Annotated in this window: 18 protein-coding genes and 1 tRNA gene; 3 read left to right on the top strand and 16 right to left on the bottom strand. The window is 63.0% G+C overall.

Annotated elements, in window-relative coordinates; genetic code table 11:
* Window positions 1-75: 75 nt before the first annotated feature.
* On the bottom strand, window positions 76-2,157 hold the full coding sequence (locus tag FJ953_RS29305; RefSeq protein WP_140625611.1) for an ABC transporter substrate-binding protein: 2,082 nt from the start codon (window positions 2,155-2,157) through the stop codon (window positions 76-78).
* Window positions 2,158-2,266: 109 nt separating this feature from the next.
* A complete protein-coding gene (locus tag FJ953_RS29300; RefSeq protein WP_140625610.1) occupies window positions 2,267-3,733 on the bottom strand; it encodes an alpha-glucosidase/alpha-galactosidase in 1,467 nt (488 codons plus the stop codon).
* Window positions 3,734-3,944: 211 nt separating this feature from the next.
* Here FJ953_RS29300 and FJ953_RS29295 point away from each other — a divergent pair, with 211 nt between their 5' ends.
* The gene (locus FJ953_RS29295; RefSeq protein WP_181167335.1) at window positions 3,945-4,853 is read left to right on the top strand and encodes an AraC family transcriptional regulator; all 909 of its coding nucleotides are present in this window, start codon (window positions 3,945-3,947) and stop codon (window positions 4,851-4,853) included.
* A 37-nt stretch (window positions 4,854-4,890) separates the two neighbouring features.
* Here FJ953_RS29295 and FJ953_RS29290 read toward each other — a convergent pair whose 3' ends face one another.
* The 5 genes from FJ953_RS29290 to FJ953_RS29270 form a co-directional block, all read right to left on the bottom strand.
* Window positions 4,891-6,918, bottom strand: a complete 2,028-nt coding sequence (locus tag FJ953_RS29290) for an aldo/keto reductase (RefSeq protein WP_140625609.1) — start codon at window positions 6,916-6,918, stop codon at window positions 4,891-4,893.
* A 36-nt stretch (window positions 6,919-6,954) separates the two neighbouring features.
* On the bottom strand, window positions 6,955-8,034 hold the full coding sequence (gene ugpC / locus FJ953_RS29285) for a sn-glycerol-3-phosphate ABC transporter ATP-binding protein UgpC (RefSeq protein WP_140625608.1): 1,080 nt from the start codon (window positions 8,032-8,034) through the stop codon (window positions 6,955-6,957).
* Between the two features lie 8 nt (window positions 8,035-8,042).
* Window positions 8,043-8,879 (bottom strand): carbohydrate ABC transporter permease, encoded by an 837-nt coding sequence (locus FJ953_RS29280; protein WP_140625607.1) that lies wholly within the window; start codon window positions 8,877-8,879, stop codon window positions 8,043-8,045.
* Complete coding sequence (locus tag FJ953_RS29275; protein ID WP_140501017.1) at window positions 8,876-9,736, bottom strand: sugar ABC transporter permease; 861 nt, start codon at window positions 9,734-9,736, stop codon at window positions 8,876-8,878. The genes FJ953_RS29280 and FJ953_RS29275 overlap by 4 nt, the downstream gene beginning before the upstream one ends.
* A gap of 160 nt (window positions 9,737-9,896) precedes the next feature.
* Window positions 9,897-11,168 (bottom strand): extracellular solute-binding protein, encoded by a 1,272-nt coding sequence (locus FJ953_RS29270; protein ID WP_140625606.1) that lies wholly within the window; start codon window positions 11,166-11,168, stop codon window positions 9,897-9,899.
* A 104-nt stretch (window positions 11,169-11,272) separates the two neighbouring features.
* On the opposite strand from FJ953_RS29270, the gene FJ953_RS29265 reads away from it, so the two are divergent.
* Both FJ953_RS29265 and FJ953_RS29260 read left to right on the top strand, forming a co-directional pair.
* Window positions 11,273-12,145 carry a helix-turn-helix domain-containing protein gene (locus FJ953_RS29265; protein ID WP_140525550.1) on the top strand — a complete coding sequence of 291 codons (873 nt, stop codon included), beginning with the start codon at window positions 11,273-11,275 and terminating at the stop codon, window positions 12,143-12,145.
* A 171-nt stretch (window positions 12,146-12,316) separates the two neighbouring features.
* A tRNA-Phe gene (locus FJ953_RS29260) sits at window positions 12,317-12,392 on the top strand.
* A gap of 180 nt (window positions 12,393-12,572) precedes the next feature.
* Here FJ953_RS29260 and FJ953_RS29255 read toward each other — a convergent pair.
* From FJ953_RS29255 to FJ953_RS29215, 9 genes are all read right to left on the bottom strand, one after another.
* Complete coding sequence (locus FJ953_RS29255) at window positions 12,573-13,313, bottom strand: AprI/Inh family metalloprotease inhibitor (RefSeq protein ID WP_140525780.1); 741 nt, start codon at window positions 13,311-13,313, stop codon at window positions 12,573-12,575.
* A gap of 51 nt (window positions 13,314-13,364) precedes the next feature.
* On the bottom strand, window positions 13,365-13,742 hold the full coding sequence (csgH, locus tag FJ953_RS29250; RefSeq protein WP_140501008.1) for a curli-like amyloid fiber formation chaperone CsgH: 378 nt from the start codon (window positions 13,740-13,742) through the stop codon (window positions 13,365-13,367).
* 2 nt (window positions 13,743-13,744) lie between these two features.
* Window positions 13,745-14,440, bottom strand: coding sequence for a hypothetical protein (locus tag FJ953_RS29245; protein ID WP_140525781.1), 696 nt, complete (start codon window positions 14,438-14,440; stop codon window positions 13,745-13,747).
* A 26-nt stretch (window positions 14,441-14,466) separates the two neighbouring features.
* Entirely contained in the window at window positions 14,467-14,961 is a 495-nt protein-coding gene (locus FJ953_RS29240) for a hypothetical protein (protein ID WP_181165453.1), read from the bottom strand.
* Between the two features lie 267 nt (window positions 14,962-15,228).
* Window positions 15,229-16,425 (bottom strand): CsgG/HfaB family protein, encoded by a 1,197-nt coding sequence (locus FJ953_RS29235; protein WP_181165454.1) that lies wholly within the window; start codon window positions 16,423-16,425, stop codon window positions 15,229-15,231.
* Window positions 16,426-16,481: 56 nt separating this feature from the next.
* On the bottom strand, window positions 16,482-17,063 hold the full coding sequence (locus tag FJ953_RS29230; RefSeq protein ID WP_210239494.1) for a curli assembly protein CsgF: 582 nt from the start codon (window positions 17,061-17,063) through the stop codon (window positions 16,482-16,484).
* A 182-nt stretch (window positions 17,064-17,245) separates the two neighbouring features.
* Window positions 17,246-19,426 (bottom strand): hypothetical protein, encoded by a 2,181-nt coding sequence (locus tag FJ953_RS29225; RefSeq protein WP_140625605.1) that lies wholly within the window; start codon window positions 19,424-19,426, stop codon window positions 17,246-17,248.
* A 75-nt stretch (window positions 19,427-19,501) separates the two neighbouring features.
* Window positions 19,502-21,667, bottom strand: a complete 2,166-nt coding sequence (locus tag FJ953_RS29220) for a hypothetical protein (protein WP_140625604.1) — start codon at window positions 21,665-21,667, stop codon at window positions 19,502-19,504.
* Between the two features lie 222 nt (window positions 21,668-21,889).
* Window positions 21,890-22,888: a TRAP transporter substrate-binding protein gene (locus FJ953_RS29215; RefSeq protein WP_140525785.1), complete on the bottom strand. Its 999-nt coding sequence runs from the start codon at window positions 22,886-22,888 to the stop codon at window positions 21,890-21,892.
* Window positions 22,889-23,014: the final 126 nt, after the last annotated feature.

Here is a 23,014-nt window from a genome sequence, read left to right as displayed (position 1 = left end):
TTGGTGCGTTCGGAGGTTGCCTTTGTCCGGCCGCGCCAGCGGCGCGGCCGGAGGTCTCAGTCAGGGGAGGTAAACTTACATCGGGCCCTTGTCTCCAGGCTTGCCCGGCAGCTCTTCCGGGAACAATTCGTATTTCGCCTGCTTGTCGGCCGCCACGAAGACCCGTTCTCGAATGATCGAATCCTCTGCCCAGTTGAACATGTAGATCGGCGTGCCCTTTGGAACGTTGGAGAAGCGCTTATTGACGATCAGCGCACCGGGATATTCCGTCAGGCCGACATTGTAGACGTGCTCCGTCGAAATCTTCTGGAAGTCTCTCATCAGGGCGGCGCGCTGGTCATTGTCCTCAGACGTGACAAATTTGTTGACGATGTCGACGAGGTCCTTCTCGAAAGGCATCAGGTCGACCTCGCCGCTTTCAGGTGCGCGGTGATCCCAGCTGGTCTTGGGGCCGACGGGAGCGAGCTGCACGGTGTTCTGCACGACGGAGGTCAACTCCTGGTCGTTGCGCCGGATCAGCCAGTCGAAGCGCCCGGAATATTGCGAGGCATCGCGCTGCGTGCCGTTGAGACCGTTGAGCACGATCCGCAGCCCGAGCTTCTCCATCTGGGCGACAACGCCTTCGGCGAGGCTCTTGTCGGTGCCGTAGTCATTGTTGACCAGCATGACGATCTCGACATTCTTGCCGCCGGCCGTGCCGGCCGGGAAGTTCACGAAACCGTCGCCATCGGTATCCTTGAGTCCGGCCTTGGCGAGTTCGGCCTTGGCGCCCTCGAGATCGAAGGGATAGTAGACCGTCGACTTGCGGTCATAGAAGCTGGTGCCGGAGGACAAGCCGCCGGGGTAGATGGCGGTGAACGGCCCCTTGACCAGGGAGTTGCCCAGCGCCTTGCGGTCGAGCGCCATGGTAACCGCCTTGCGGAAATCCTCATTGCGGTTCAGCTCGCGAATCGCCTGACCGCGCTCGTCCGGGTTGCCCCAGCCATTAGCGGAAAAATTGAGGCGCAGATTGTAGCCGATCAGCCGTGGGCCGAACGCCAGGCGTGCAGGCGCATTCGCCTCCGCGGCCCGCTTCAGCGAGGCGACGAAGTTCTCCGGCTGCTCCAGATTGGAGAAATCGCCCGAGCCGGCCACCGCCTGGACATCGCGGTCGGCCCAGGTGGACAGCTTGTAATGTAATTCGTTGAGGTAGGGCAGCTGATTGCCCTTCTCATCGACCTTCCAATAATAGGGATTGCGGCGCATGACGATGATGTCGTCTGGCCGGTATTCAACCGGCACCCAGGCGCCCATGACCGGCATGTTCATATATTCCGGCGGGAAGGCGTTCTTGAACTGGTCGTAGGTGTTCTTCGAATATTTCGGATGCTGCGGCTTCAATATGTGCGCGGGGCCAGGACAGAAAGTGCCGTAGGCCATCGCGTAGAGATACTGTTTCGGGAAGGCCTCTTTGAAGGTCCACTCGACGGTGTAGTCGTCGATCTTCTTCAGCGTCGTGCCGACGCCGAACGTTTCCTGGGTGGCGCCATTGAGCGGTGAGACGTTCGGGTCGACGACCTCGTCGTCCCAGTAGAACATGACGTCGTCGGCATTGAAGGGCGCGCCGTCGGACCATTTAGCGCCTTCGACGAGATGCATGGTGAGCTTGTGGCCATCCGTCGACCAATCCCAGCTTTTGGCGAGGTTGGGCAGCGGTTCGGTGTCCTTGGCCTCGACCTGGAACAGCGGCGCGGTGCGCGTCAGGCATTCGGACAGGCCGATATCGATGCCGCCCCATCCCTGCGTCTGACCGGCGCCGTAGTTCCAGCCTTCCGGCCGCCCGCCGATAACGTGGCGCATCGTATCGCCGTAGACGCCGATGCCATCAGGCATGTTGCCCGTCTTGAAAACCAAGGGCTCCTTCGGCAGCCGATCCTTGACCGGTGGCAGCTTGCCGGCCTTGACGTATTTCTCGGTCACCCAGTCCGGCTCGTGATAGTCGGGCAGCGCCTTGAACTCCAGGATGGAGTCGCGCGGCACATAGGCGATCTTGCCTTCGGCCGGAAACGCCGCCGGTACCGGCGGGACCGTCGGCTCGGAGGCGAAAGCGTTGAGCGCCGGGACGGAGACGCTCAGCGCCAGTCCCGCGGCCATGCCAATGCTGCGTATGTTCCTCATTGTCTCCTCCCTCGTGTTCAGACGTTTTGTTTTGCTGCTGCTCGTCTTGTGCCTGGACGGCTGACTGCGGTGGACCTACCTCCCGTGGATCCGCCGTCGCACCCGGTTTTCAGCCAGCCTGCTTCAGCGCGGCCTTCTCGGCGCGCAACTCCTCGATCGAGCGGACGCTGCGCCGCGCGGCACCCGCCCACTCGCGGGTCTTGACGCTGGATTTGGACAGCCGCTCTTTTGCCGCCGGAACCGCATGCGCATATTGCGGCAGCCAGGCGGCTTCAGCGACGACCATTTCGTCGACCATCTGCCAGACCTCTTCCGGTGTCGACACCGCGCCAACCAGCGGGTCATGCAGCACGGCAAGCTTGAGCAGGTCGATGTCGCCGGATATGGCGGCATGCACCGACATGCGCTGGACATTGATCGAGGATATGCAGGTCGCGGCACATGCTTCCGGCAAGGTGATGCCGGCCGCCATGTTGATGCCGAAGCGGTCGACGAAGCCGGGCGATTCGACGATGGCGTCCTGCGGCAAATTGGTGATGACACCGTCATTCTTGACGTTGAAGTGGCCGCGATAGACACGGTTGGTCTCCAGCGCCTCCAAGATGTGGCTGGCATGCTCGTTGGAGCGTTTTGACGGATCGATCGGCTTCGACGCCGCTTCGAGGAATTGCGGATATTCCGTCTCGAACCAGTTGCGGGTCTCGGTGGAATAACGGAGATAGCCGCCCGTCTCGCCATGGATCCAGTCGGACATGTCGATCCAGCGGGTGATCTCGTCCGGACGCTTGCGGTACCAGGGAAGATACTCGGACAAGTGGCCGTTGCTTTCGGTCGAATAAACGCCGAAGCGCTTCAACACGTCTATGCGCAGTTTCTCCTGCCTGGAATAGACCGGATGCGCCTCGAAGGCGGCGACCAGCTCGTCTTTGCCGATTTCTCGACCGTTCAGGCGCAACTCGATGAACCAGGTCTGGTGGTTTATGCCGGAACAGACATAGTCGAGCTCCCGAGGCGACTTCGCGCCCAGCACCTCGGCGATCTGCTCGGCGCCGTGCTGGACGCCGTGGCACAGCCCGACCGTGTCGACCTTGCCGTACTCGATCGCCGCCCAGGTGTTCATCGCCATCGGGTTGGCATAGTTGAGGAATTTCGCATCGGTTTCGGCGACATCGCGTATATCTTTGCAGAAATCGAGGATCACCGGGATGTTGCGCTGGCCATAGAGGATGCCGCCGGCGCAGATCGTGTCGCCGACGCATTGATCGATGCCGTATTTCAGGGGGATTCTGATGTCGTCGGCATAGGCTTCGAGCCCACCGACCCGCACACAGCTGATGACATAACGTGCGCCCTCGAGCGCCTTGCGGCGATCTGTCGTCGCCGTCACTTTGGTCGGCAATTTGTTGGCTTCGACGATCCGGTCGAGGATCGCCTTGATCATCTGGAGATTGTGCTCGCTGACATCGGTCAGCGCGAATTCGATGCCCTTGAACTCCGGTACGCACAATATGTCGGTGAACAGTTTTTTGGTGAAGCCGACGCTGCCGGCGCCGATAATAGCGATTTTGAAACTCATCACCTTCACCTCGATCCGATCGAATGCTAGGCAAGGAGCAACAAGGGAGGATATGGCCACACGCCAAGGTGCGCGTGCCAATCGAGCCGAATTCCGGCTTTTTTCCTCCCGCCCGCTCCTCGACTGCGGGTTCTTCACGTTCTTCGAGGATGGATTATGCGCTTATTCGCGAGCACGGCCAGAGAAGGATTATGCTTTCAAGGGTAATTTTGTGCTGCGGGATCTGATCGCCAACGGACAGTCGATGCGTACGATCTCGCTGCCGCGCGGTCGCCAGCGCCTGCATGCCATGCCGACGAGCACCGGCTACGAAGTGCGCGAAGGCGAAATCTATGATTGGGACGGGCGCAAGCGCGGCCAGACGCCATTCACCGTGCTCCAGCACACGATCAACGGAAGCGGCCGGCTTCGCTATGAGAACCGCGACTATCGCCTGCAGCAGAACGACACGCTGCTGGTGCTGGTGCCGCACAACCACCGCTACTGGCTGGCCAAGGACGAGCGCTGGGAATATTTCTGGATCTCGATGAATGGCGAGGAGGCGCTGCGCATCCACAAATCCATCCTCGACGTCTCGGGTCCGGTGTTCCGGCTGCAGCCGGAGACGATCGATCATCTCGCCGATTGCAGCCTGCGTCTCATCAACGGGGCCGCTGCGCCGGGGGCGGCTTCAGCGATCGCCTATGAGGCGGCGATGGCGCTCTACGACGATGTCTTCGGCTCGCACGCCTTTGCGGAGAAGCAGAGCGCCATGCAGCCGGTCATCGACCACATCAACGCCAATCTCGACAGGCCGCTGCCGGTAGCGGACCTCGTCCAGATCAGCGGCCTCAGCCGGGCGCACTTCTCGCGCTGCTTCGCCGAGAGCGAAGGCATCCCGCCCGCGGAGTTCGTACTGCAGCAGCGGCTGCAACGTGCCGCCAAGCTTTTGACCAAGGCTGATTTCCTGCCGGTGAAGGAAGTCGCCATCCTGTGCGGCTTCGAGGACGCGAACTATTTCTCGAAGGTCTTCCGCCGCTGTTACGGCATTAGCCCGGGCCAGTTCCGCACCACCGGCATGTATGCCAGCATGAGGGTTCCGGCCAGGCGCGACATCAGGGTGTCCGACGACGAGACCTGACCCCGTCGCCGTCCAGCGCAGCCTTGGACGACATGCACTACGCCGCTTGCCGGCTGCCGCCGTCCAGCCATTGGAGATCGGCAGGTGAAAGCGCGATGTCCAGGGCGCGCAAGCTGTCGTCCAGTTCGCCCAGCGTGCGCGGGCCGATCAACGGCACCGATGGGAAAGGCTGGTTGAGCACATAGGCGAGCGCAATATGGATCGGGCTCTTGCCCAGCCGCGCGGCAAATTCGATCGCCCGGTCGCGGCGGCCGAAATTGCGCTCCGAGTACCAGACCCGCACCAGTTCTTCATTGTCGCGCCGGTCGCGCCCGGCGCGTTCGGTGAAGAAGCCGCGCCCTTGGCTCGACCAGGCGAAATTCGGCATCTGCCGGGCGGTCAGCCAGGCCTTCCAGTCATCGGTGGAGGAGGTCACGCAACCGGCCCAGATCGGCTCCAGCATTTCAGCCAGCGAGAAGTTGTTGGAGAGCGCGCCGGGCTTTTGCTTGCCGGTGCGCTCGGCATAGGCGATCGCCTCGTCCATGCGCTGCATCGTCCAGTTCGAGCCGCCGAACGGGCCACGGATGCGGCCTGCCTTGACCTCGCGGTCCATCGCATCGACGAATTCTCCGACGGGCACGTCCGGATTGTCGCGATGCATGAAATAGATATCGACATGGTCGGTCTGCAGACGGTCGAGCGACTGGTCGAGCTGCTTGCCGATCACGTCGGGATAGCAGAGCGGGGAATGCGCACCCTTGGCGATGACCACCGATTGCTCACGCAGGCCACGGTTCTTCAGCCATAGCCCAAGCAGCGTCTCGGTGTAGCCGCCGCCATAGACATAGCCGGTGTCGAACAGATTGCCGCCTGCCTCGAAGAAGGCATCGAGCAGGATCGAACCCGAGGAGAAGGTGCGGAAATCCTCGAAACCGAGCGCCACGATCGAGGCCGGCTTCGACAGACCCGGAATGGCGCGTTTGGCGATCGCCGTGCCGCCGGATCGCAAGGGCCGGCCGGCGATTGTGTTGGTGCGCCGTGAGGCCTTTTCGATCTCGTACTCCAACCCCACAGCCGCGCGCCATCTGTCGAGCACGCGCAAGGTGCCGAGGCTGTCGGCCCAGGCCATGCCCGGCCAGGCGAACTCCTGCCGGCCGGCAAGGATGGCGTCCCCGGCGGCGTCGACTTCGAAGGAATAGACGTGACGCTTTTCGTTCACGCTGATGGTTTCGCGCACGCCGTCCGCGCCGATCACATTGATCCGGCCGAGGCCGACATCGCGGTCGCCGCCGGCGAACCAGAAATCCGGCACTTCGATGCGGCCCCTGGTACCGAAAATCCTGAGCACATTGTCCTGGTTGAGGGAGATGCTGCAGGAGACCTCGGCGACGATGCCGCCCGGGAAATGCAGCAGCGCGGAGGCCCATTCGTCGACGCCGGACTGGCCAAGATGGGCAACGCCGGTCACCTTGTCCGGCTCGAGGAACGGCTTGCCGGCCGCGGCGCCGGCAATCAGCCGCGCCATCGAGACGGGATAGCCGCCGACGTCCAGGATGCCACCGCCGGCGAGGTCGTTGGCATAAAGCCGGTGCTGCGGCATGAAATCAGGCATGGCAAAACCGAAGCTCGACTTGATCATCCTGATCTCGCCGATGACGCCGGATTTGATCAGTTCCACCAGCTTCAGCGTCTGCGGGTGCAGCCGGTACATGAAGGCCTCGCCGAGAAAGGTGCCGGCCTTGCGCGCCGCATGCATCATGGCGTCGGCCTCGAAGGCGGTCAGCGCCAGCGGCTTTTCGCACAGCACATGCTTTCCCGCGTCCGCCGCCCGGATCGCCCATTGCGCGTGGCCCGGGTGCGGGACCGAAATGTAGATTGCGTCGATTTCCGCGTCAGTGAGCAACGCTTCGTAGCCCTCGAGAATGCGCGCGCCGGGAAAGCTCTGCGCCAAACTCGGCTTGCCCGGATCGCGCGCACCGATGGCGACCAGCTTTCCGTTGCGGGAGCCGGCGACGCCGCCGGCGAAGGCCTTGGCGATGCTGCCCGGGCCGAGAATGCCCCAGCGGATGGGCGTGGTTGCAGTCATTGTCATTCTCCTTGCGGGATGGGAAAGGGCAGCCGGTCAGCGCAGCCGCAGCCCTTTTTCGTCGAACAGGTAGGATTTGCGGATGGATACGATGATCTCTGATGTCTCGGGGACCTTGGCCGCGTCGCGCTGGATCACCACGTCCTCGCCATTGGCCGTTCTGGCGTAGAGAAAGCTCGTACCGCCCAGGTGCTCGACCACATCGATGGTGACGGCAAGATCGGCGTCGCCTTCTCCGGCGCTGCCAAAATGTTCGGGTCGCACGCCAACGATGACCTTGCTGCCGATTGCGGACGCGGCGCCCTTCAACGGCTGCGTGATGCGGGTCTTCTCCTGGCCAGCGAGTTCCACCACGACCCCGCGCGCATCGCAGCCGACGACGCGGCCCTTGATGAAATTCATCTTCGGCGAGCCGACGAAACCGGCCACGAACTGATTGTCGGGATTGTCATAAAGATCGAGCGGGCGGCCGATCTGCTCGACATGGCCGCCGCGCAGCACGACGATCCGGTCGGCGAGCGTCATCGCCTCGGTCTGGTCGTGCGTGACATAGATCATGGTGGTGCCGAGCTCCTTGTGCAGGCGCGAGATCTCGACCCGCGTCTGGACGCGCAGTTCGGCGTCGAGGTTGGACAGCGGCTCGTCGAACAGGAACACCTGCGGCTCGCGCACGATGGCGCGGCCGATGGCAACGCGCTGGCGCTGGCCGCCGGAGAGTTTCTTCGGACGGCGCTCCATCAATTCGCTGATGCGCAGGATCTCGGCCGCCCGTTTCACCCTGCGGTCGGTGTCGGCCTTCGGATTGCCGGTCATACGCAGGCCGAAGGAAAGGTTCTGTTCGACGCTCATATGCGGATAGAGCGCGTAGGACTGGAAGACCATGGCGATGCCGCGGTCGGCCGGCTCGACGTCGTTCACCACCTTGCCGCCGATGGCGATCTCGCCATCGCTGATATCCTCCAGCCCGGCGATCATCCTGAGCAGCGTGGACTTGCCGCAGCCAGACGGGCCGACGAACACGACGAACTCGCCATCCCTGATGTCGATGTTGGCGCCATGGACGACCTCGAAAACGCCGAAGCGCTTGACGACATTCGTGAGCGTGACGGTTGCCATGCCTACCCTTACTTGACCGCGCCGGCGGCGATGCCGGCAATGAAATGGCGTTGCAGCAGCACGAACACGATCAGCATCGGCACCGTCAGCATCACCGCACCCGCCATGATGCCGCCCCATGACACCTTGGTGAGGCCGATCAGCGTGCCGAGCGCCACTGGCGCCGTCATCGAACCCGGCTGGCTGTTGATCAAAAGCGGCCAGAGATAATTGTTCCAGGAGGCGAGGAAGAGGATGATGGCGAGCGCCGCCAGCATCGGCCGCGCCAAAGGCAGCGCGACGAAGAGAAAGATGCGCCATTCCTTCACACCTTCGACCCGCGCGGCGTCGAACAGATCGTCCGGCATCATCGAGAAGCTCTGCCGCATGAACAGCACGCCAAGCGAATTGAACAGCGGCGGCACGATCAGAGCCACCCAGGTGTTGGCGAGCTTGAAGTCGCGGGCAACCATGATGAATTGCGGGATCAGCACCACCGCATAGGGAAGCGTGATGGTGCCCAGGATGATGGCGACGACCAAGCCCTTGCCGACGAACCGGTAACGCGCCAGCGCCCAGCCGGCCATCGACGTCAGCAGCACCGACAGAAAAGTGTAGGTGACCGCCACCGAGACGGAGATGAAAATCGCGCCGACAAAGTCGGTGTCGCGCTGCAGGTTGTTGAAATTGTCCACGAAATTGCCGTGCGGCAGCAACTCGATGCCGGGGCTGAAGATGCCGTTGTCCGGCATGGTCGAGAACACGACCATCATCCATAGAGGAAACAGCCAGATCAGCGCCAGTGGCGTGAGGAAAAGATGCAGCAAGAGGCTGCGCTTCAGCCTGGCCGAGGCGAGCGAGCTCATTTCGGTTCCCTCGTCAGCCACAGTTGGACCAGCGTGATGGCGATCGCCAGCCCCGCCATGGTGTAGGCGACGGCCGAGGCGTAGCCGAAATTGAGCGACCGGAAGCCCTGGCGATAGAGCAGCAGGCCGAGCGTCTCGGTGCCGCCGCCCGGTCCGCCGCGTTCGGTGATCAGGAACGGCTCGGTGAACAGCTGCATGGTGCCGATGATCGACAGCACGGTGCAGAACACGATGACCGGCTTCAACAGCGGCAAGGTGATGAAGAAGAACTGCTTGAGCTTGCTGACCCGGTCGAGCGTCGCCGCCTCGTAGACGTCCTCGGGGATGGACTGCATGCCGGCCAGAAGGATGATGGCGTTGTAGCCGGCCCAGCGCCAGGTGACCGCGATCATGATCAGCGCCATGGCCGGCGTGACATTGGAGAACCAGTCGATCTTGGGCAGCCCAACGCTGTTCAGGAGCTTGTTGATGATGCCGAAATCGAGGTTGAACATCAGCCGGAACACCGCGGAATAGGCGACCTCGCCGACCACCACGGGAGCGAAGAAGGCGAAGCGGTAAAGTCCTCTCGCCTTCAGGAGCGGCGAATTCAAAAGCACGGCCATCACCATCGCCAGCGCGATCATCACCGGCACCTGGATGACGAGGATGAGCAGCGTGTTCTTCAAGGCATTGAAGAAGGCCGGATCGCCGATCAGCCGGCCCCAGTTGAAGCCGGGCGCAAAGCGCCAGGGCACGGTGCGCGTCGCCTGGAACGAGATCAGGAACGAAGAGATGATCGGCCATACCCAGAAGACGGAGAAGATCAGCAAATAGGGCGCGAGGAAACGATAGGCCGTGGCGTTGCGGTTGCGCATCGTGCTCCTCCTTCTCTCGTCGGCGTTTCAAGCTGTGGTCCCGCGCGCAGCGGCAACCGGTTGGTCGGGACATGCGACATTTCACACGTCCCGCGAGGAAGCCCCGCGGGCCGCGGTCGGGTCCGGGCGGCGCATGCCTGCCCGGACCCCGTCTGGGAGGTTATGACTTGACCGGCAGTCCGGTCGCCGCCGCGATCTGGCCGGCGGCATCGTCGAGTGCCGCCTTGGCATCGGGATAGCCGCCGGCGAGATATTTGGTCTGCACCGCGCGCATGATGATTTCGGCATCGCTCTGGAACTGCGTGCCGCGGCTGGGGACGATCTTGGGCAGAGTGGCGAGGATGTCCTTCCACACCGCCTGGCCGCCCCAATAGGGCAGGCCTTCAGAGACGTAGGGGTCGTTCAGCGCCGACACCAGCGAGGGAACGAGGCCGAACTCCTTCAGCATGGTGATCTGGCCCTCATTGGTTTCGAGCGTGTATTTCAGGTACTCGTAAGCCGCTTCCTTGTTCTTCGACCCCGAAGTGATGGCCAGCGACGACCCGCCGAGATTGGCGGCGCGTGGCCCGTCGGCGGTAAGGCTCGGCATCAGGTAGACGCCCCATTTGCCGTTTTCGCCGGCCGATTCGGTGCGGATGGTGCCTTCATACCAACCGCCATAGACCTGGGTGGCGACGGTGCCGGCGGTGTTGTTGGTGATCTTTGTGCCCCAGTCGGCCGACGAGATGACGCCGGCGTCCTTCATCTCCTTGATCTTGGCCAGCGTATCGATGCATTTCGGCTGGTTCACCGTGATCGACTGGCCATCCTCGGAGAAATAGCCGCAGCCCTGTTCATTGGAGATCATGCGGAAGAATTCGGTGTCGCCGTTGAAGTCGGCGTTGGTCATGGTGACGCCGGGATTGGCGGCCTGGATCTTCTTGCCGGCGGCAATGAAATCGTCCCAGGTCTTGATCGACGCCGGATCGACGCCGGCCTTTTCGTAGAAGTCGCGGCGGTAGAAGGCGGCGACCGGGCCGGAATCCCACGGCATCGCATAGGCCTTGTCGCCGACCTCGAGCTCGGTGCGCTTGAAATCGGGGAATTTCGCCTGGTCCTCGGCGCTGTAGCCCAGCGTGTGCAGGTCGACAAAGCAATCGGGAAATTGGCTCCAGTAATTCTCGGCCTCGCCGTTCTCGATAGTGACGACATCAGGCAGGCCGACGCCACCGGCGGCGCATCCGGCGATCGATTTGTCATAGGTCGGCTGGTTGCCGAGATCCTGGACGGTGACCTTGATGTCAGGATGCAGCTTGTTGAACCCGGCAATCGTCGCCTTCAGCGACGAGGCGGCGATGTTCCAGCTCCAGATGGTGATTTCGCCCGATTGCGCGAAGGCCGGGGCTGAGCCCAAGGCAAGCGCGAGCGCGGCGCAGGACAGTGTGAAGCGCATTGAAATCCTCCCATTTCATTTGCTCTCTCTGCGAGCCGGGCTAGACTATGCGGCGCGGAAGGCTTGTCCCCGACAAAGGGAATACGAAATTGGCGGAAAGTAAGATGCCGGACCGGCCGTTTTACCAGCCTGGCGCCAGCAGCGTGGAAGGAATGCCGCTGCTGTTGCAGATGTTCCACACCGCTCCCCTGGTGATGCTCAAGCCGCATTGGCATGCGCAGGTCGAGGTGAACTTCATCGTGCGCGGCAGCGTGCATTACCGCATGAACGACCACGAAATCTCGCTTTCGGCCGGTGAGATGTGTCTGTTCTGGGGCGGACTGCCGCACCAGATGGACGATTTGAGCGACGATGCCATCTATGCCGGCGCGCATCTGCCGCTGGTGCATTTCTTCCGGCTGCATCTGCCGGCTGACATACGTCACCGGCTGATGACGGGTGCCACGCTGGTGACCAGCGCCACCGATCAGTCCGACAACGATAATTTCCACCGCTGGAACCGCTACGCCCGCTCCGGCGACCCGGCCAAGGCGGAGCACGCCGTCAACGAACTGTTGCTGCGGCTCGAGCGGGTGCGGTTCGAGCCGTACAGGCTGGTGCCGGAAAATGCGGCCGGACAGGAAGCGGGCAGTCCGTTCGACCAGCAGTCGTCGCGCAATGTCGGGCGCATGTGCGATTTCATCGCCGAGAATTTCCTCTACGACATCGATTGCATGAACATAGCGGCGGCCGCCGACCTCCATCCCAAATACGCCATGAGCATCTTCAAGAAATCGACCGGCATGACACTCAACGAATATGTCAACCTGTTGCGGCTGAGCTATGCGCAGGCGCTGCTCATGCACCAGGATGCCAATGTGCTCAGGGTCGCGATGGATTCGGGCTTCGGTTCGCTCAGCGCCTTCAACAAGTCGTTCCGGAAGCTCGCCGGCATGACACCTACGGATTTTCGCAAGGGATTGGCGGGCGCCAGATAGCGGCGGCGTGGCGGGGAAACCAGCGCATGGGGCGGCACTCCTTTTCCTGCCGGAAATCCACATCTGGGCGCTGGACAGGCCGGATTCCCATGCTATAACCCACGCGCTTTCAAGGGACGCCCACGGCGCTTCCATGAAATCCGGAGCGCGAGTTTTCGTTAGCCGGAACAGGCCCAGATAGCTCAGTTGGTAGAGCAGCGGACTGAAAATCCGCGTGTCGGTGGTTCGAATCCGCCTCTGGGCACCATTCCCCCTAAGCCGCTGATTTTCCTGAAGCGTTATTTTCCAAGGGTTTGACCCACCTCGACTGTCATACACGCTGTGATACAGTCGAGGAATGGACGACATGCGCAAGATACCAAACACAATCATCCGAAATGGCATCTACTATGTTCACGTCCGCGTGCCGAAAAAACCTCATAGAGAGTTAGCCGCCCTGCTTGGGGCAAGAGTTGTCGAAGGTGACGATGGCCCAGCGGTTCTGGCGCAAGGCCAACTTGCGCATCCATCCGGTCCTCTCCCCGAACTTGGCGCGGCACCAGGCGCCGTCGGTCGCCGTCATGCACAGTTCGGTCGTGACGCAGGTTTGCGACGGAACCACGCCGACCACCTCGGCGTCGTCGCGCGCCTCGGCGCGGACGTTCAGGTTAACCAGGACCTGGACGCTGGCGCCTTCCGGCGCGGGAGGCGCGGCCTGTGCCGCATCCGCGCACTTGCCGGTGAAGCCCGAATAGAAGCAGCCCCCGGCCCGCTTGGCAGTCTTGAGCATGGCCGCCGTTCCGGCAACACCGACCTTCTCGAAGATCAGCGGAGCGCCCGATACGCTGGTGCCGCTGATCCGCCGCTGGTTGCCGCCAAGACGGGCGATCACCGCTCCGGCCGCATCGAACAGGGCCATCTGACCCTCGCTCACGCCCCAGGAACTGACCAGAGCGGCATCGCCGCGGCAGCCCAGCCCCTTAATGGCGAAGCGGCCGTTCGCATCGGCTGTCGACCCCAGCGCCATGTGGCAAGTTGAGGGAAGGTTGGAATAGCGCGCATCAACGAGCTGCCAGGTGCCGCTGAATGCCTGAACGAACTGGTCCACGGACTGCGCCCGTACCACCGTGGCCGGGAACGACATGCCCGCCACGGCCAGAACGACGGTCAAAAATCTCGCAACCTTCATGATGCCCTCTCCGCTGCGCGAAAGTCGAAAATTAGGGAGCTAGCGACTTCCTCAGGGCTCGCCCGCCGAAACCTCGGCCTGGCCGACGACCCTGCCGTCCTGCCGGAGAACAACCCTGATGGAGATGTGGTCGCCCTTGGCGAGAGACAGCGCAGTCCTGGCTATGTCCTGGGATTGGCCGGCGGAGAGCCTCAGTGTGCGGTTCTGGCGCGTGGTCATCGTGCCCGAGCCGCCCGTCCGGTCGATCTCAACCGAGCCCTCGATCTCCACAACGCCAAGGCCGACGGCCGATGCAGTGATCTGGACCCCGGCGCCCGTGGGCACGATGGCGATGGAGGGGACCGCGACGGCGCCTCCGTGCTGCGCCACCGCGCCGCCTGCACCGCAGGCGGCGGCAAGACCCACGACGAGTGCAGCCGCGCCGCGCATCGCTAGAAACCGGTCTGGGTGATCGAAACTGTTCCCGGCGCCGTCGAGAACACCTGCATGCCTGTCACGCCTACCGGGCTAAGATTGTTGCCGTTCTGCGTGATGGTCACGGCGGTGTTGGCCGCCACGGACGTGGAGAAGGTGTTGCCGTTGCCGTTCTGAACTATCTCGCCGCTGCCACCAGAACCCACGGTGAGTGAGTTGGCATTGCCGCTGCCGTTCTGCACGATCAGACCGGTTGCGCCACCGCCTACGGTCAGCGATGCATCGTTGCCATCGCCGAGCTGCAGGACGGCGCCAAGGGAATCGGCTCCAAATGCGCTCAACTGAGCCGAATTGCCCAACGTCCCGCCAGCCGAATTGTCCTGGAGAAGAAACAACTGACCACCATCGCCTTCGATGGTCAGCGTTGCGGTGTTGCCCTGGCCTGTCTGAAGCGCGGACGGCGCAGTCGCCTGGTCCATCCGGTACAGGTCGCCGACAGCAAGCGTGCCGCCGAGCGCGTTATCGATCATCTGCTGCGTCGGGCCGGCGACAAGCGAACCGGTGGCGCGCGACTGGTCTGACGACAGGACGTTTCCCTCGAGCGCGCCAGGAGGGCTGGTCTGGATGATCTTCAGGACGTTATTGTCGCCAGCAAAGGCCGGAGAGGAACATAAGACGAGAGCGCTCGCCAGAACAGCCGTAGATTTGCGCATGATGCGAACAAGCTCCCTGTGTTGCGTCACCAGGATGTCTGCGAGACGCTGACCGTATTGCCGTTTCCGGACTGTGAAAATCCCACGACGTTATTTCTTCCGGATTGGGTGACGGCTGCCTGATTTGCCATGCCCGAGATCGAGGCTGTAAGCCGGTCGCCGCTGCCCTCCTGCGCGAAAGCGAAGAGATTGTAGCTGCCGGTTACGCTGGCGATGATGTGGTCGTCGAATCCGCTCTGTGTGATCGAACCGGGCGTGAGGCCAGCCGAGAGGATCGCTCCGATGAAGGACGGGCCAAGCGGGCCGCCGTTGAAATCGCTCTCGATGTTGACGTCGATCACGTTCGCCGCGCCGAGACCGTGGTGGGCCTGAAGAACGGACACCGCATTGAGGCTGCCGCTCACGCCGAGCATGAGCGAATTGGACAACCCGTGCTGGGCCAGGATAACCAGTTCGTTGCCGGCCTGGGCAGGCGCCGACGCCAAGACGACGCCCGCAACAAAGACAGAATGCAGATTCATTGTTACAGTCCCCTCGTAATGTGGGGAGATCATCGCAAGTGCTGCCTAATATTCGGGCCTCGGGATCGATCAAAGTTGAAGCAACGTCGCTTTCTCCGGTCCGACCGAAGACAAGGTCATTGCTGGAGCACGACGGCGCTCTGCCAGAACCAGCCTGAGGCGCCACGCCACCGAACTGGTTGCTGTCGCCGTGCACCGACGCCAGGAGGGTAAGCGCCGCGCCGCCCTTTGCGTTGGAGAACGGATTGAGAGGGTCCATGAGCATCGTCAACGCACCGGCGCTATCGAGGCCACATAGTCACGTTGCCGGGCCGCCTTCGGAGTCGCGGCAGGGTTTGGCGCCGTCGCCGCGCCGGCGACCGCAGGCGAAGCCTCGGGAACGGCCACGCCCGGCTCAAGCGAGCCGACGGTTTCGTCCGGCGCTGCGGGAGGCGGAGCCACGGGGACGGGCGCGCCCGGCGGCGGAGCCGCCAGGGCCGGAGTCGTGCGTCGCGGCGCAGCCGCCGCGCGCGGCCATGCGGCTGTCGTCTCGACGACGTCCGCGGCGTTGCGTGTCTTGGGCGGCGGCACGATTTCAGCGGCCGCGGTCAGCTTGGTGCCATACTTCTCGTTGCGGTAGTCGGCTATCAGCTCGCGTCCTGCATCCCGGTCCTCGAACGACCAGACACCGAGTTCGGCGCCCTCGATGATCATACCCATCACCGCCTTCTCGATGGCCTGCTGCACGGCGATCTGCTTGGGCTCGTTCTGGGTGACGCCCGCCTCAGCCTCGAGGATCTTGTCCAGGGCGACATAGCGGAATGCACCGCCCTGCAGCGCGTAGGAGGCGATCATCTTGTGAACCGCCACGCTGGACAGCACCTCTCCCGTGTTCGTCGAAACGGCCCGCAATGTGACGGTCACAGTGTCCTGCTGCCACTTCACATCGCCGCCGATGCCCAGGTAGCGCGCGCCGATGCCGCCCGTCATGGTGTTGGTGTCGTAACCGGTGATTCCGCCCTGGAGGATGATGCCCGCGTGATCGAGCGGCGGCAGGACCCGCGCGTCGATACGCTGCTCGTTGCGGTAGAGCCGCCGCATCTCGGTGACGATCTGCCGTTCCTTGAGCAGGTCGTCAAGGCGGGCACGGTCGAGCACGGTGAACCAGCGCTTCTCGCCAGCATCCTGCAAGGCCTTGATCAGCATGGGCGCACCGCCCTGGGTGACAGCCCGCGACAGGGTCTGGACGTTCTCGCGTTCCTTGTACTGGCCGGTGAGATCGGGGAAATCGTAGACGGCGACGGTAATTCGCTTCGAGGGGGCCGGGATGGTGCGCAGGCTGTGGCTCTGCTTCGTCACAGGCGTATAAACAGGCTGCAGAACGCCTTCGGTCGGCACCGCCTGGCATCCGCCAAGCACTGACACGAGTGCGCCTACGACGGCGACCCTTGCGATCTTTGTCCCAAAGCGCCGGCTTTTCGGCATGTCGCCCTCCCGTGAGGCCGCTGCCCGCACTCGCACTGATCCATCCCGCATCGAAATCAATTGAGCCCCGGGCTGAGCGACGTGCTCGACGTCAGGTCGCCGCTCAGGGCGCCGGTGTTCAATCCGCCGGACAGAGCGTTGCCCGACTCCAGGCCACCAGCGCCCTGCATGAGGGAATTCACGGTGTTGTTTGTCGCGACCAGCAGGGGCACCACGATCTCGGTGACGCCGGTCGGGTCAGTGATGATCAGCCGGATCGAATCGACGGTCCGCTCGAAGGTGACGGTCGTCTCACCGAAACGGACCGTACCCGAGTCCTGGGGATTGTCACCGAAGATCGCCTCGGTAACCTGACTCGCGAGCCCCGAAAGCAGGCGGCTCTGGAGCTGGCGGATGAAGAGGTCCGCGTCGGTGGAGCCCGGATCGCTCGGATCCGTCGAATCCGTGCCCGGGCCTGGCGTACGGGCCGTGGCCGTACGCTGGGCGTTGGCGAGGCCGAGCAGGTGAGACGAATTCAGCGGGCTGCCGCCGAAGGAGGGGTTGACCGGAGTGTAAACCATATCCTGAGCGACCGAACCGCCCGCGGCAGCCAGAACAACGCCAGCGGTCAGAAGCGCCGCACAAGCAGTCTTCATCATCTCATCTCCCCCAACACCTTGCGAATGAAAACCGCCATAACGGCGTTTCTTGCAAACACTTCCAGGCACCGTTTCCGCCACCCTGCCGCTTTTCCCCAACGTACATGACAGGATCGCTATTGCGCCTGCGCCCGGCCTCACTGCGCTTTTACGGGACGTGCTGGCGGGGCGGCCTGGCAACCCTACTGCGAGACGCCGATGCTGTTTGAGCTGCCGATCTGGCTGAACGATGCATAGTTGCTGTTCCCCGCCTGGACGATCGCGACCTCGTTGCCGGTTCCCATGACCGACCCGTCGATCGTGTTGCCGCCGCCGATCTGGGCGAAGGCGAACTCGTTCAGATTGCCGACGACGTCATAGGTCAGGCTGTTGCCCGACAGCGCCGAGGACGAGTCCTGAAGCGCCCTGCCCGCCACGAGTTGACCGCCAGACGTGCTGACCAGCAATCCCGCGGCGCCGGTCAGGCTGCCACTGCCGTTCGAGTCCCCCTGGAAGGTCATGCTGACCGTATTGAAGCTGCCGTTCTGGTCGATCGCTACATCGTTCTGGTCGCCGAAGATGTCGACAGAGCCGGTATTCACGTCTCCTGTCTGACTCAGCGTGACCTCGTTGGCATTGCCGTTCGCCAGCGCCACCGCGTCGTTGAAGGTGCCGTCCTGATCGACGTCGAACTGGTTGCCGTCCCCGTAGATCTCGATGAGCGCGCTGTTGATGGCGCCGTCCTGGGCGAGCGTTGCGCCGTTGAGGTTTCCGGTGACGACCATCCCGCCCGTATTGCTGCCCTCCTGGTCGACCGCCACGTCGTTCTGGTCGCCCTGGATGTCGACTGTCGCTTCGTTGGAGCCGGCCGCGCCGAGTTGATCGACGACAAGGTTGTTGCTGTTTCCATCGACGCGGATCCCGGCTTCATTACCGAAGGAGGAGATGGCTTCCTGGTCGAGCGAAACGACGTTGAGGTTTCCGGTGACGAACACCTCGCCCGTATTGCTGCCGTCCTGGTCCACCGCCACGGCGTTCTCGTCGCCGAGAATGTCGACGGTCCCGTAGTTGCTGCCGATCACGCCCAGCTGGTCGAGCGAAATCGTGTTGGCGTTCCCGTCGACGTCGATCTCGCCGACATTGCCGAACGAAGCGAGGCTGTCCTGGTTCAGGACCACCGCATTGTCGTCGCTGCTGCCGGCGGTCCGGGATCCGATCAGGACCTCGCCGAGATTGGCGATTCCGATCTGGCTCAGTGTAAGTTCGTTGGAGTTGCCGTTCGCAAACGCCAGCGCCTCGTTTGCCTCGCCAATCTGGGCAATGCCGAACTGGTTGCTGTCTCCGCGGATCTCGAGTTCGGCGCTGTTGACGTCGCCTTCCTGCGATACCGCGACCTGATTGGCATTTCCGTCCACAGTGCCGACGATCCGGTTACCCAGCCCGTCCTGGACGAAGCCGAACAGGTTGCCGTCGCCGGTCGCGACATAGCTCAGGTCGTTGCCTTCCCCGGTCTGGCGAATGCGCGACTGGGAGATCCCCACGCCCAGCGCCACCCCGGTGAAGACGCCGGACGTCACCCCGTTGCCGGCACCCGAGAAGGTCAGCCTCGCGGTGTTGTCCAGGGTGCCGGTGTTGGTCTGGCTCAGCTCGCGAATCTGGTTGCCATTGCCGCCGCCCTGGGTCACCGACGCGACGTTCGTGCCGCCGCTCGAGGCGCTGTTGATCTGCGTCGCCGTGTAGACGAGCTGGGAATTGCCAGTCTGGTTGACGGTCAGCTGGTTGCCGAAGCCGGTCTGGTGCGCGCCACTGCCGTCATTGCGCGGGCCGCTGCTGGTGTTGCCCACGCGCGAAGACTGGCCGGTCTGGGTGATGGTGACGTCGTTGGAACCGTCCGCGGCGCCGCCGGTGAAGGTCTGCCGCAAGTTGGAGACGCGTGCCGACCAGCCGCCGTTCTGGGTGATCGTTGCGTTGTTGGAAGAGGTCGTCGCAGACGTGCCGCCATTCTGCTGCACCTCGAAGACGGCCTGGTTGGCACCCGTCTGATCGATTCGCAGATAGTTGGAGTTTCCGATCTGGTCGATGCCAAGACCCGCCTGGTCGCCCGGCGCTCCTGCCCGGTTGATCTGGTTGCGCGGCGGGCTGTTCACGTTCGAGTCATGCGTCTGGTTGATGATCAGCTCGTTGTCGGTGCCGTCCTGCCGGATTCGCTGCGTCGTATGTCCGGCTCTGTTGCCGACGGCTGAACCGTTCGACTGGCCCTGGACGATGGAGGCCGAGTTACCGTCGCCGATCTGGTCGATATAGGCCTCGTTCTCGCCTGCGAGTGCCGCCCCCATGAGAAGTCCGACCGCCGTGGTGGTCGCAAGTGTCAGCTTGAATGTCATCGTGTAACCCCTGTCACGCGGTTGAATGTTGCTCGAAGACGTCGGCCGGGCGGCTTCCCGCCCGGCCGATAGTGCTTACTGCGAGACTGAGAGGCTGTTCGAGCCGCCACCGTTCTGGGTGAACGACGTCACGTTGTTCGACCCGTTCTGCAACACGGCGACCTGGTTTCCATTGGATGCGCCGGCGTTGCCGACGAGGCCGGTGATGGAGTTGCCGCCACCGATCTGAGCAAAGGCGAACTGGTTCAGATTGCCGATGGCCTCATAGGTCAGGCTGTTCCCCGTCAGGGCCGAGGACGAGTCCTGAAGAGCCCTGCCCGCCACGAGGAGGCCGCCCGAACTGCCGGCCAGAGCTCCCGCAACGCCAGTCAAGCCGTTGGCGCCGTTCGTGTCACCCTGGAAGGTGATGAGGGCCGTGTTGAAGCTGCCAACCTGGCTGATCAGCGCTTCGTTGCCATTGCCGGTCGCCAGAGCCAGTGCATCGTTCAACGTGCCGGACTGGACCACGGCCAGCTCGTTGCTGTCTCCGAGGATCTCGATCTGCCCGTTGTTGAAGTCGGCGGTCTGGTCGAGCGATGCGGTGTTGAGGTTTCCGACCACCGACACCAAGCCCTCGTTCCTGCCGACCTGGTCGACCGTCACCTGGTTCGTGTCGCCGAAGACATCGACGAGCACGTTGTTGCCGTAATCGAGACTGGTCACGCCGAGCTGGTCGACGGAAATCGTGTTGGTGTTTCCATCGACGAGAATCTCGGCTTGATTGCCGAGCGAGGCGCCGCTGTCCTGGTTCAGAGCCATGACATTGTCGTCGCTGCCCCCGTTCCGGTCGCCGATCAGGATCTGGCCGATATTGGTGCCTCCTGTCTGGCTCATCGTGACGTCGTTGGCGTTGCCGGTCGCCCGCGCCGTCGCCTCGTTGTAATCGCCGGACTGGTCACCGTCGAACTCGTTGTCGTGCCCGATGATCTCGAGCAGCGCGCTGTTGACGGCTCCGTCCTGGTCCAGCGTTGCGTCGTTGGCGTTTCCTACGACGTACACGTCGCCCTGATTGCTGCCGTTCTGGTCGACAGCCACGTCGTTGTCGTCGCCCTGGATGTCGACGCCCGCATCATTGTAGCCGGTCGCGCCGAGCTGATCGACCGACACCGTGTTGCCGTTTCCGTCGACCAGGATCTCGGCTTCATTGCCGAACGAGGAGCCGGTGTCCTGGTTCAGGACCACCAGGTTCTCGTCGCTGGCGCCGTCCCGGTCTCCGATCGCGATCCGACCGATATTCGCGTCGCCCGTCTGGCCCACCGCGAACTCGTTGGCGTTGCCGGTCGCCCGAGCCACCGCGTCGTTCCCCGAGCCGGACTGGTCGATGCCGAACTGGTTGCCGTCACCAAGAATGTCGAGCAGCAGGCTGTTGCCGTTGCCTTCCTGCTTGATCAGGCCCTGCGTCACCGAGGACGAGGTGGTGACGAAGGTGCCGAAGCCGGTCGTGCCGTTCGAGTTGCCGACCTGCGACGCGTCCGCGGTGTTGCCATCGCCGACCTGCGATCCGTCGATCGCGTTGCCGTCGCCATCCTGGCTCATGGCCGTCGCATTGCCCTGACCGTCTTGGACCGAGGCGCCGATGCGGTTGCCTGCCCCGGTCTGGCTCAGGTTGGCGTCGTTGCCGCCGCCGGTCTGCGTGACTCCGCCGCTGACGGAGTCAGCGTTGCCGGTGCCGATGATGTTGCCGCCGGCGCCTTCGCTGGTCTGGGTGATCGCCACAGTGTTGGCAGCACCCGAGACATGCGTCTGTGCGATGCCGGTGACGGTGGAGAGCCCATCCACAGGCTCGCCCGAAGCGGTCTGCTGGGTGACGGTCGCGCTGTTGAGCCTCCCCGAGCCGCTTGCGCTGCTCTGGTTGATCTGGTTGACGCGGTTGCCGTCGGAAAGCTGGTCGATGACCAGCACATTGCCGTCGCCTGTCTGGTCGAGGCCGGTGCCGCGGGTACCCACCTGGTTGCGGTTGCCGGCCTGCCCGACATCGAGGTTGTTACCCGAGCCGTTCTGGCTGGCCGCGTCCGTCGCGGTGCCGACTTCGTTCTCGTCGCCGGGACCCTGGACCACCATGCCAGTGTTGCCGCTGCCCGTCTGCGAGACGTTAGCGAAGTTGTCGTCGGCCCAGGCCGGCGCAGACACCAGCGCCATCGCCGTCGCGGCCAGAAGTGTCGAAGCGAAACGTTTGGATGAGAGTAGTGCCGTCTTCTTCATTTTGATTGTCCCCAACTAGAGGTGAGAGATATCGATGCCGGTCGCGCCGGATGCCGGAAGCCGGATTGGAGCGCGGGGGCATCGTCAATTTGTTGAACCTTGGCGTCTGCGACGTGTCGTAAGCCGCGCACACTGCTTGCGGCTTCAAACTGACTCGGACGCACGATGCTTCTGCAAATGGACGCCGGAGCAGGCGAACCTGGCTCCGGCGCCATAAGACCTCTATGGCTTGGCAACTGCCGCCATAGCGGCGCGCGCCTGCTCGACCAGATCGACGCCGATCTTTTCGCTGTACTCTTTCACGACAGGCGCAACGCGTTCGGTCATGGCTGCGAGCGCTTCAGGCGTGGGTTGGGAAATCTCGAAGCCCTTCGCCGCGAGCTCCGCCTCCAATTTCCCTGCCTCCTTGCGAGAAAGATCCCGTTGGAAGGCTGCCGATTCCTTCGCAGCTTCCATGACGGCTGCCTTGTCCTCCTCGGAGAGGCTTCCAAACCATTTCTGGCTCGCGAGAAGAACAAACGGCGTATAGACATGGCCCGTCTTGGTCAGATACTTCTGCACCTCATAGAACCTTGCGGTGTAGATAAGAGCGTACGGCGTCTCCTGGGCATCGACGGCGCCATTTTCGAGCGCGCTGTACAGCTCAGGCCAAGGAAGCGGCGTCGGATTGGTTCCCAAAGCCGTCCAGGTCGCAATGAACAACGGGTTGGGTATGACGCGGATGTTGATCCCTGCCATATCGTCCACCGTTTTGACGGGACGAACCTTGTTGGTCATGTGGCGGAAGCCGTTGTCCCACCACGCCAGACCGACGATGCCGGTCTTTTCCTTCAGCTGTGCAAACAGCTGCTCGCCGACCGCGCCGTCCATGACGGCATCGACCGCGGCGAAGTCCTTGTAGAAAAACGGAAGATCGTAGATCATGAATTGCGGAACGACGCCGACCAGGTTGGGCGTGGGGCCAACCATGATATCGATGAAGCCGGCCTGAACCGACGCCTGCATCTCGGGCTCGCTGCCGAGCACGCCATTTCCGAACGTGTCGATCTTGATGCGCCCGCCCGTCTTCTCTTCCACCAGCTTCGCAAAATAGCGCGAAGCCTGTCCGACCGGATGGTCTTCCGTAGGCACGTAGCCCAGGCGCGGGTTCTGAGCCATGGCCGGAGCGGCGGCCAAGAGCCCTCCCAGCAGCGCCGCAGTCAGAAACAATACTTTCTTCATAGTTCAACCTCCCAAGAATTGGTTCAAAGGAACCAGAATGCAGGAACTGCAACCACTAAGGAACAGGACCGGCGGTACGAGAATGGCCTATTCGGCCAAGACTAACGATATGGCGTCCCTGGCTGC

It is taken from the genome of Mesorhizobium sp. B2-3-6 (assembly GCF_006442305.1).
Lineage (GTDB): Bacteria > Pseudomonadota > Alphaproteobacteria > Rhizobiales > Rhizobiaceae > Mesorhizobium.
The sequence above is the reverse complement of the archived record's forward strand: the minus strand, read 5'-3'. Positions and strand labels throughout refer to the sequence as shown.

What these genes read in the sequence shown, in the direction of transcription:
- FJ953_RS29305 (WP_140625611.1), bottom strand. Translation starts at nt 2,157, where the DNA reads ATGAGGAACATACGCAGCATTGGCATGGCCGCGGGACTGGCGCTGAGC.
- FJ953_RS29300 (WP_140625610.1), bottom strand. Translation starts at nt 3,733, where the DNA reads ATGAGTTTCAAAATCGCTATTATCGGCGCCGGCAGCGTCGGCTTCACC.
- FJ953_RS29290 (WP_140625609.1), bottom strand. Translation starts at nt 6,918, where the DNA reads ATGACTGCAACCACGCCCATCCGCTGGGGCATTCTCGGCCCGGGCAGC.
- ugpC (WP_140625608.1), bottom strand. Translation starts at nt 8,034, where the DNA reads ATGGCAACCGTCACGCTCACGAATGTCGTCAAGCGCTTCGGCGTTTTC.
- FJ953_RS29280 (WP_140625607.1), bottom strand. Translation starts at nt 8,879, where the DNA reads ATGAGCTCGCTCGCCTCGGCCAGGCTGAAGCGCAGCCTCTTGCTGCAT.
- FJ953_RS29275 (WP_140501017.1), bottom strand. Translation starts at nt 9,736, where the DNA reads ATGCGCAACCGCAACGCCACGGCCTATCGTTTCCTCGCGCCCTATTTG.
- FJ953_RS29270 (WP_140625606.1), bottom strand. Translation starts at nt 11,168, where the DNA reads ATGCGCTTCACACTGTCCTGCGCCGCGCTCGCGCTTGCCTTGGGCTCA.
- FJ953_RS29265 (WP_140525550.1), top strand. Translation starts at nt 11,273, where the DNA reads ATGCCGGACCGGCCGTTTTACCAGCCTGGCGCCAGCAGCGTGGAAGGA.
- FJ953_RS29255 (WP_140525780.1), bottom strand. Translation starts at nt 13,313, where the DNA reads ATGAAGGTTGCGAGATTTTTGACCGTCGTTCTGGCCGTGGCGGGCATG.
- csgH (WP_140501008.1), bottom strand. Translation starts at nt 13,742, where the DNA reads ATGCGCGGCGCGGCTGCACTCGTCGTGGGTCTTGCCGCCGCCTGCGGT.
- FJ953_RS29245 (WP_140525781.1), bottom strand. Translation starts at nt 14,440, where the DNA reads ATGCGCAAATCTACGGCTGTTCTGGCGAGCGCTCTCGTCTTATGTTCC.
- FJ953_RS29240 (WP_181165453.1), bottom strand. Translation starts at nt 14,961, where the DNA reads ATGAATCTGCATTCTGTCTTTGTTGCGGGCGTCGTCTTGGCGTCGGCG.
- FJ953_RS29235 (WP_181165454.1), bottom strand. Translation starts at nt 16,425, where the DNA reads ATGCCGAAAAGCCGGCGCTTTGGGACAAAGATCGCAAGGGTCGCCGTC.
- FJ953_RS29230 (WP_210239494.1), bottom strand. Translation starts at nt 17,063, where the DNA reads ATGATGAAGACTGCTTGTGCGGCGCTTCTGACCGCTGGCGTTGTTCTG.
- FJ953_RS29225 (WP_140625605.1), bottom strand. Translation starts at nt 19,426, where the DNA reads ATGACATTCAAGCTGACACTTGCGACCACCACGGCGGTCGGACTTCTC.
- FJ953_RS29220 (WP_140625604.1), bottom strand. Translation starts at nt 21,667, where the DNA reads ATGAAGAAGACGGCACTACTCTCATCCAAACGTTTCGCTTCGACACTT.
- FJ953_RS29215 (WP_140525785.1), bottom strand. Translation starts at nt 22,888, where the DNA reads ATGAAGAAAGTATTGTTTCTGACTGCGGCGCTGCTGGGAGGGCTCTTG.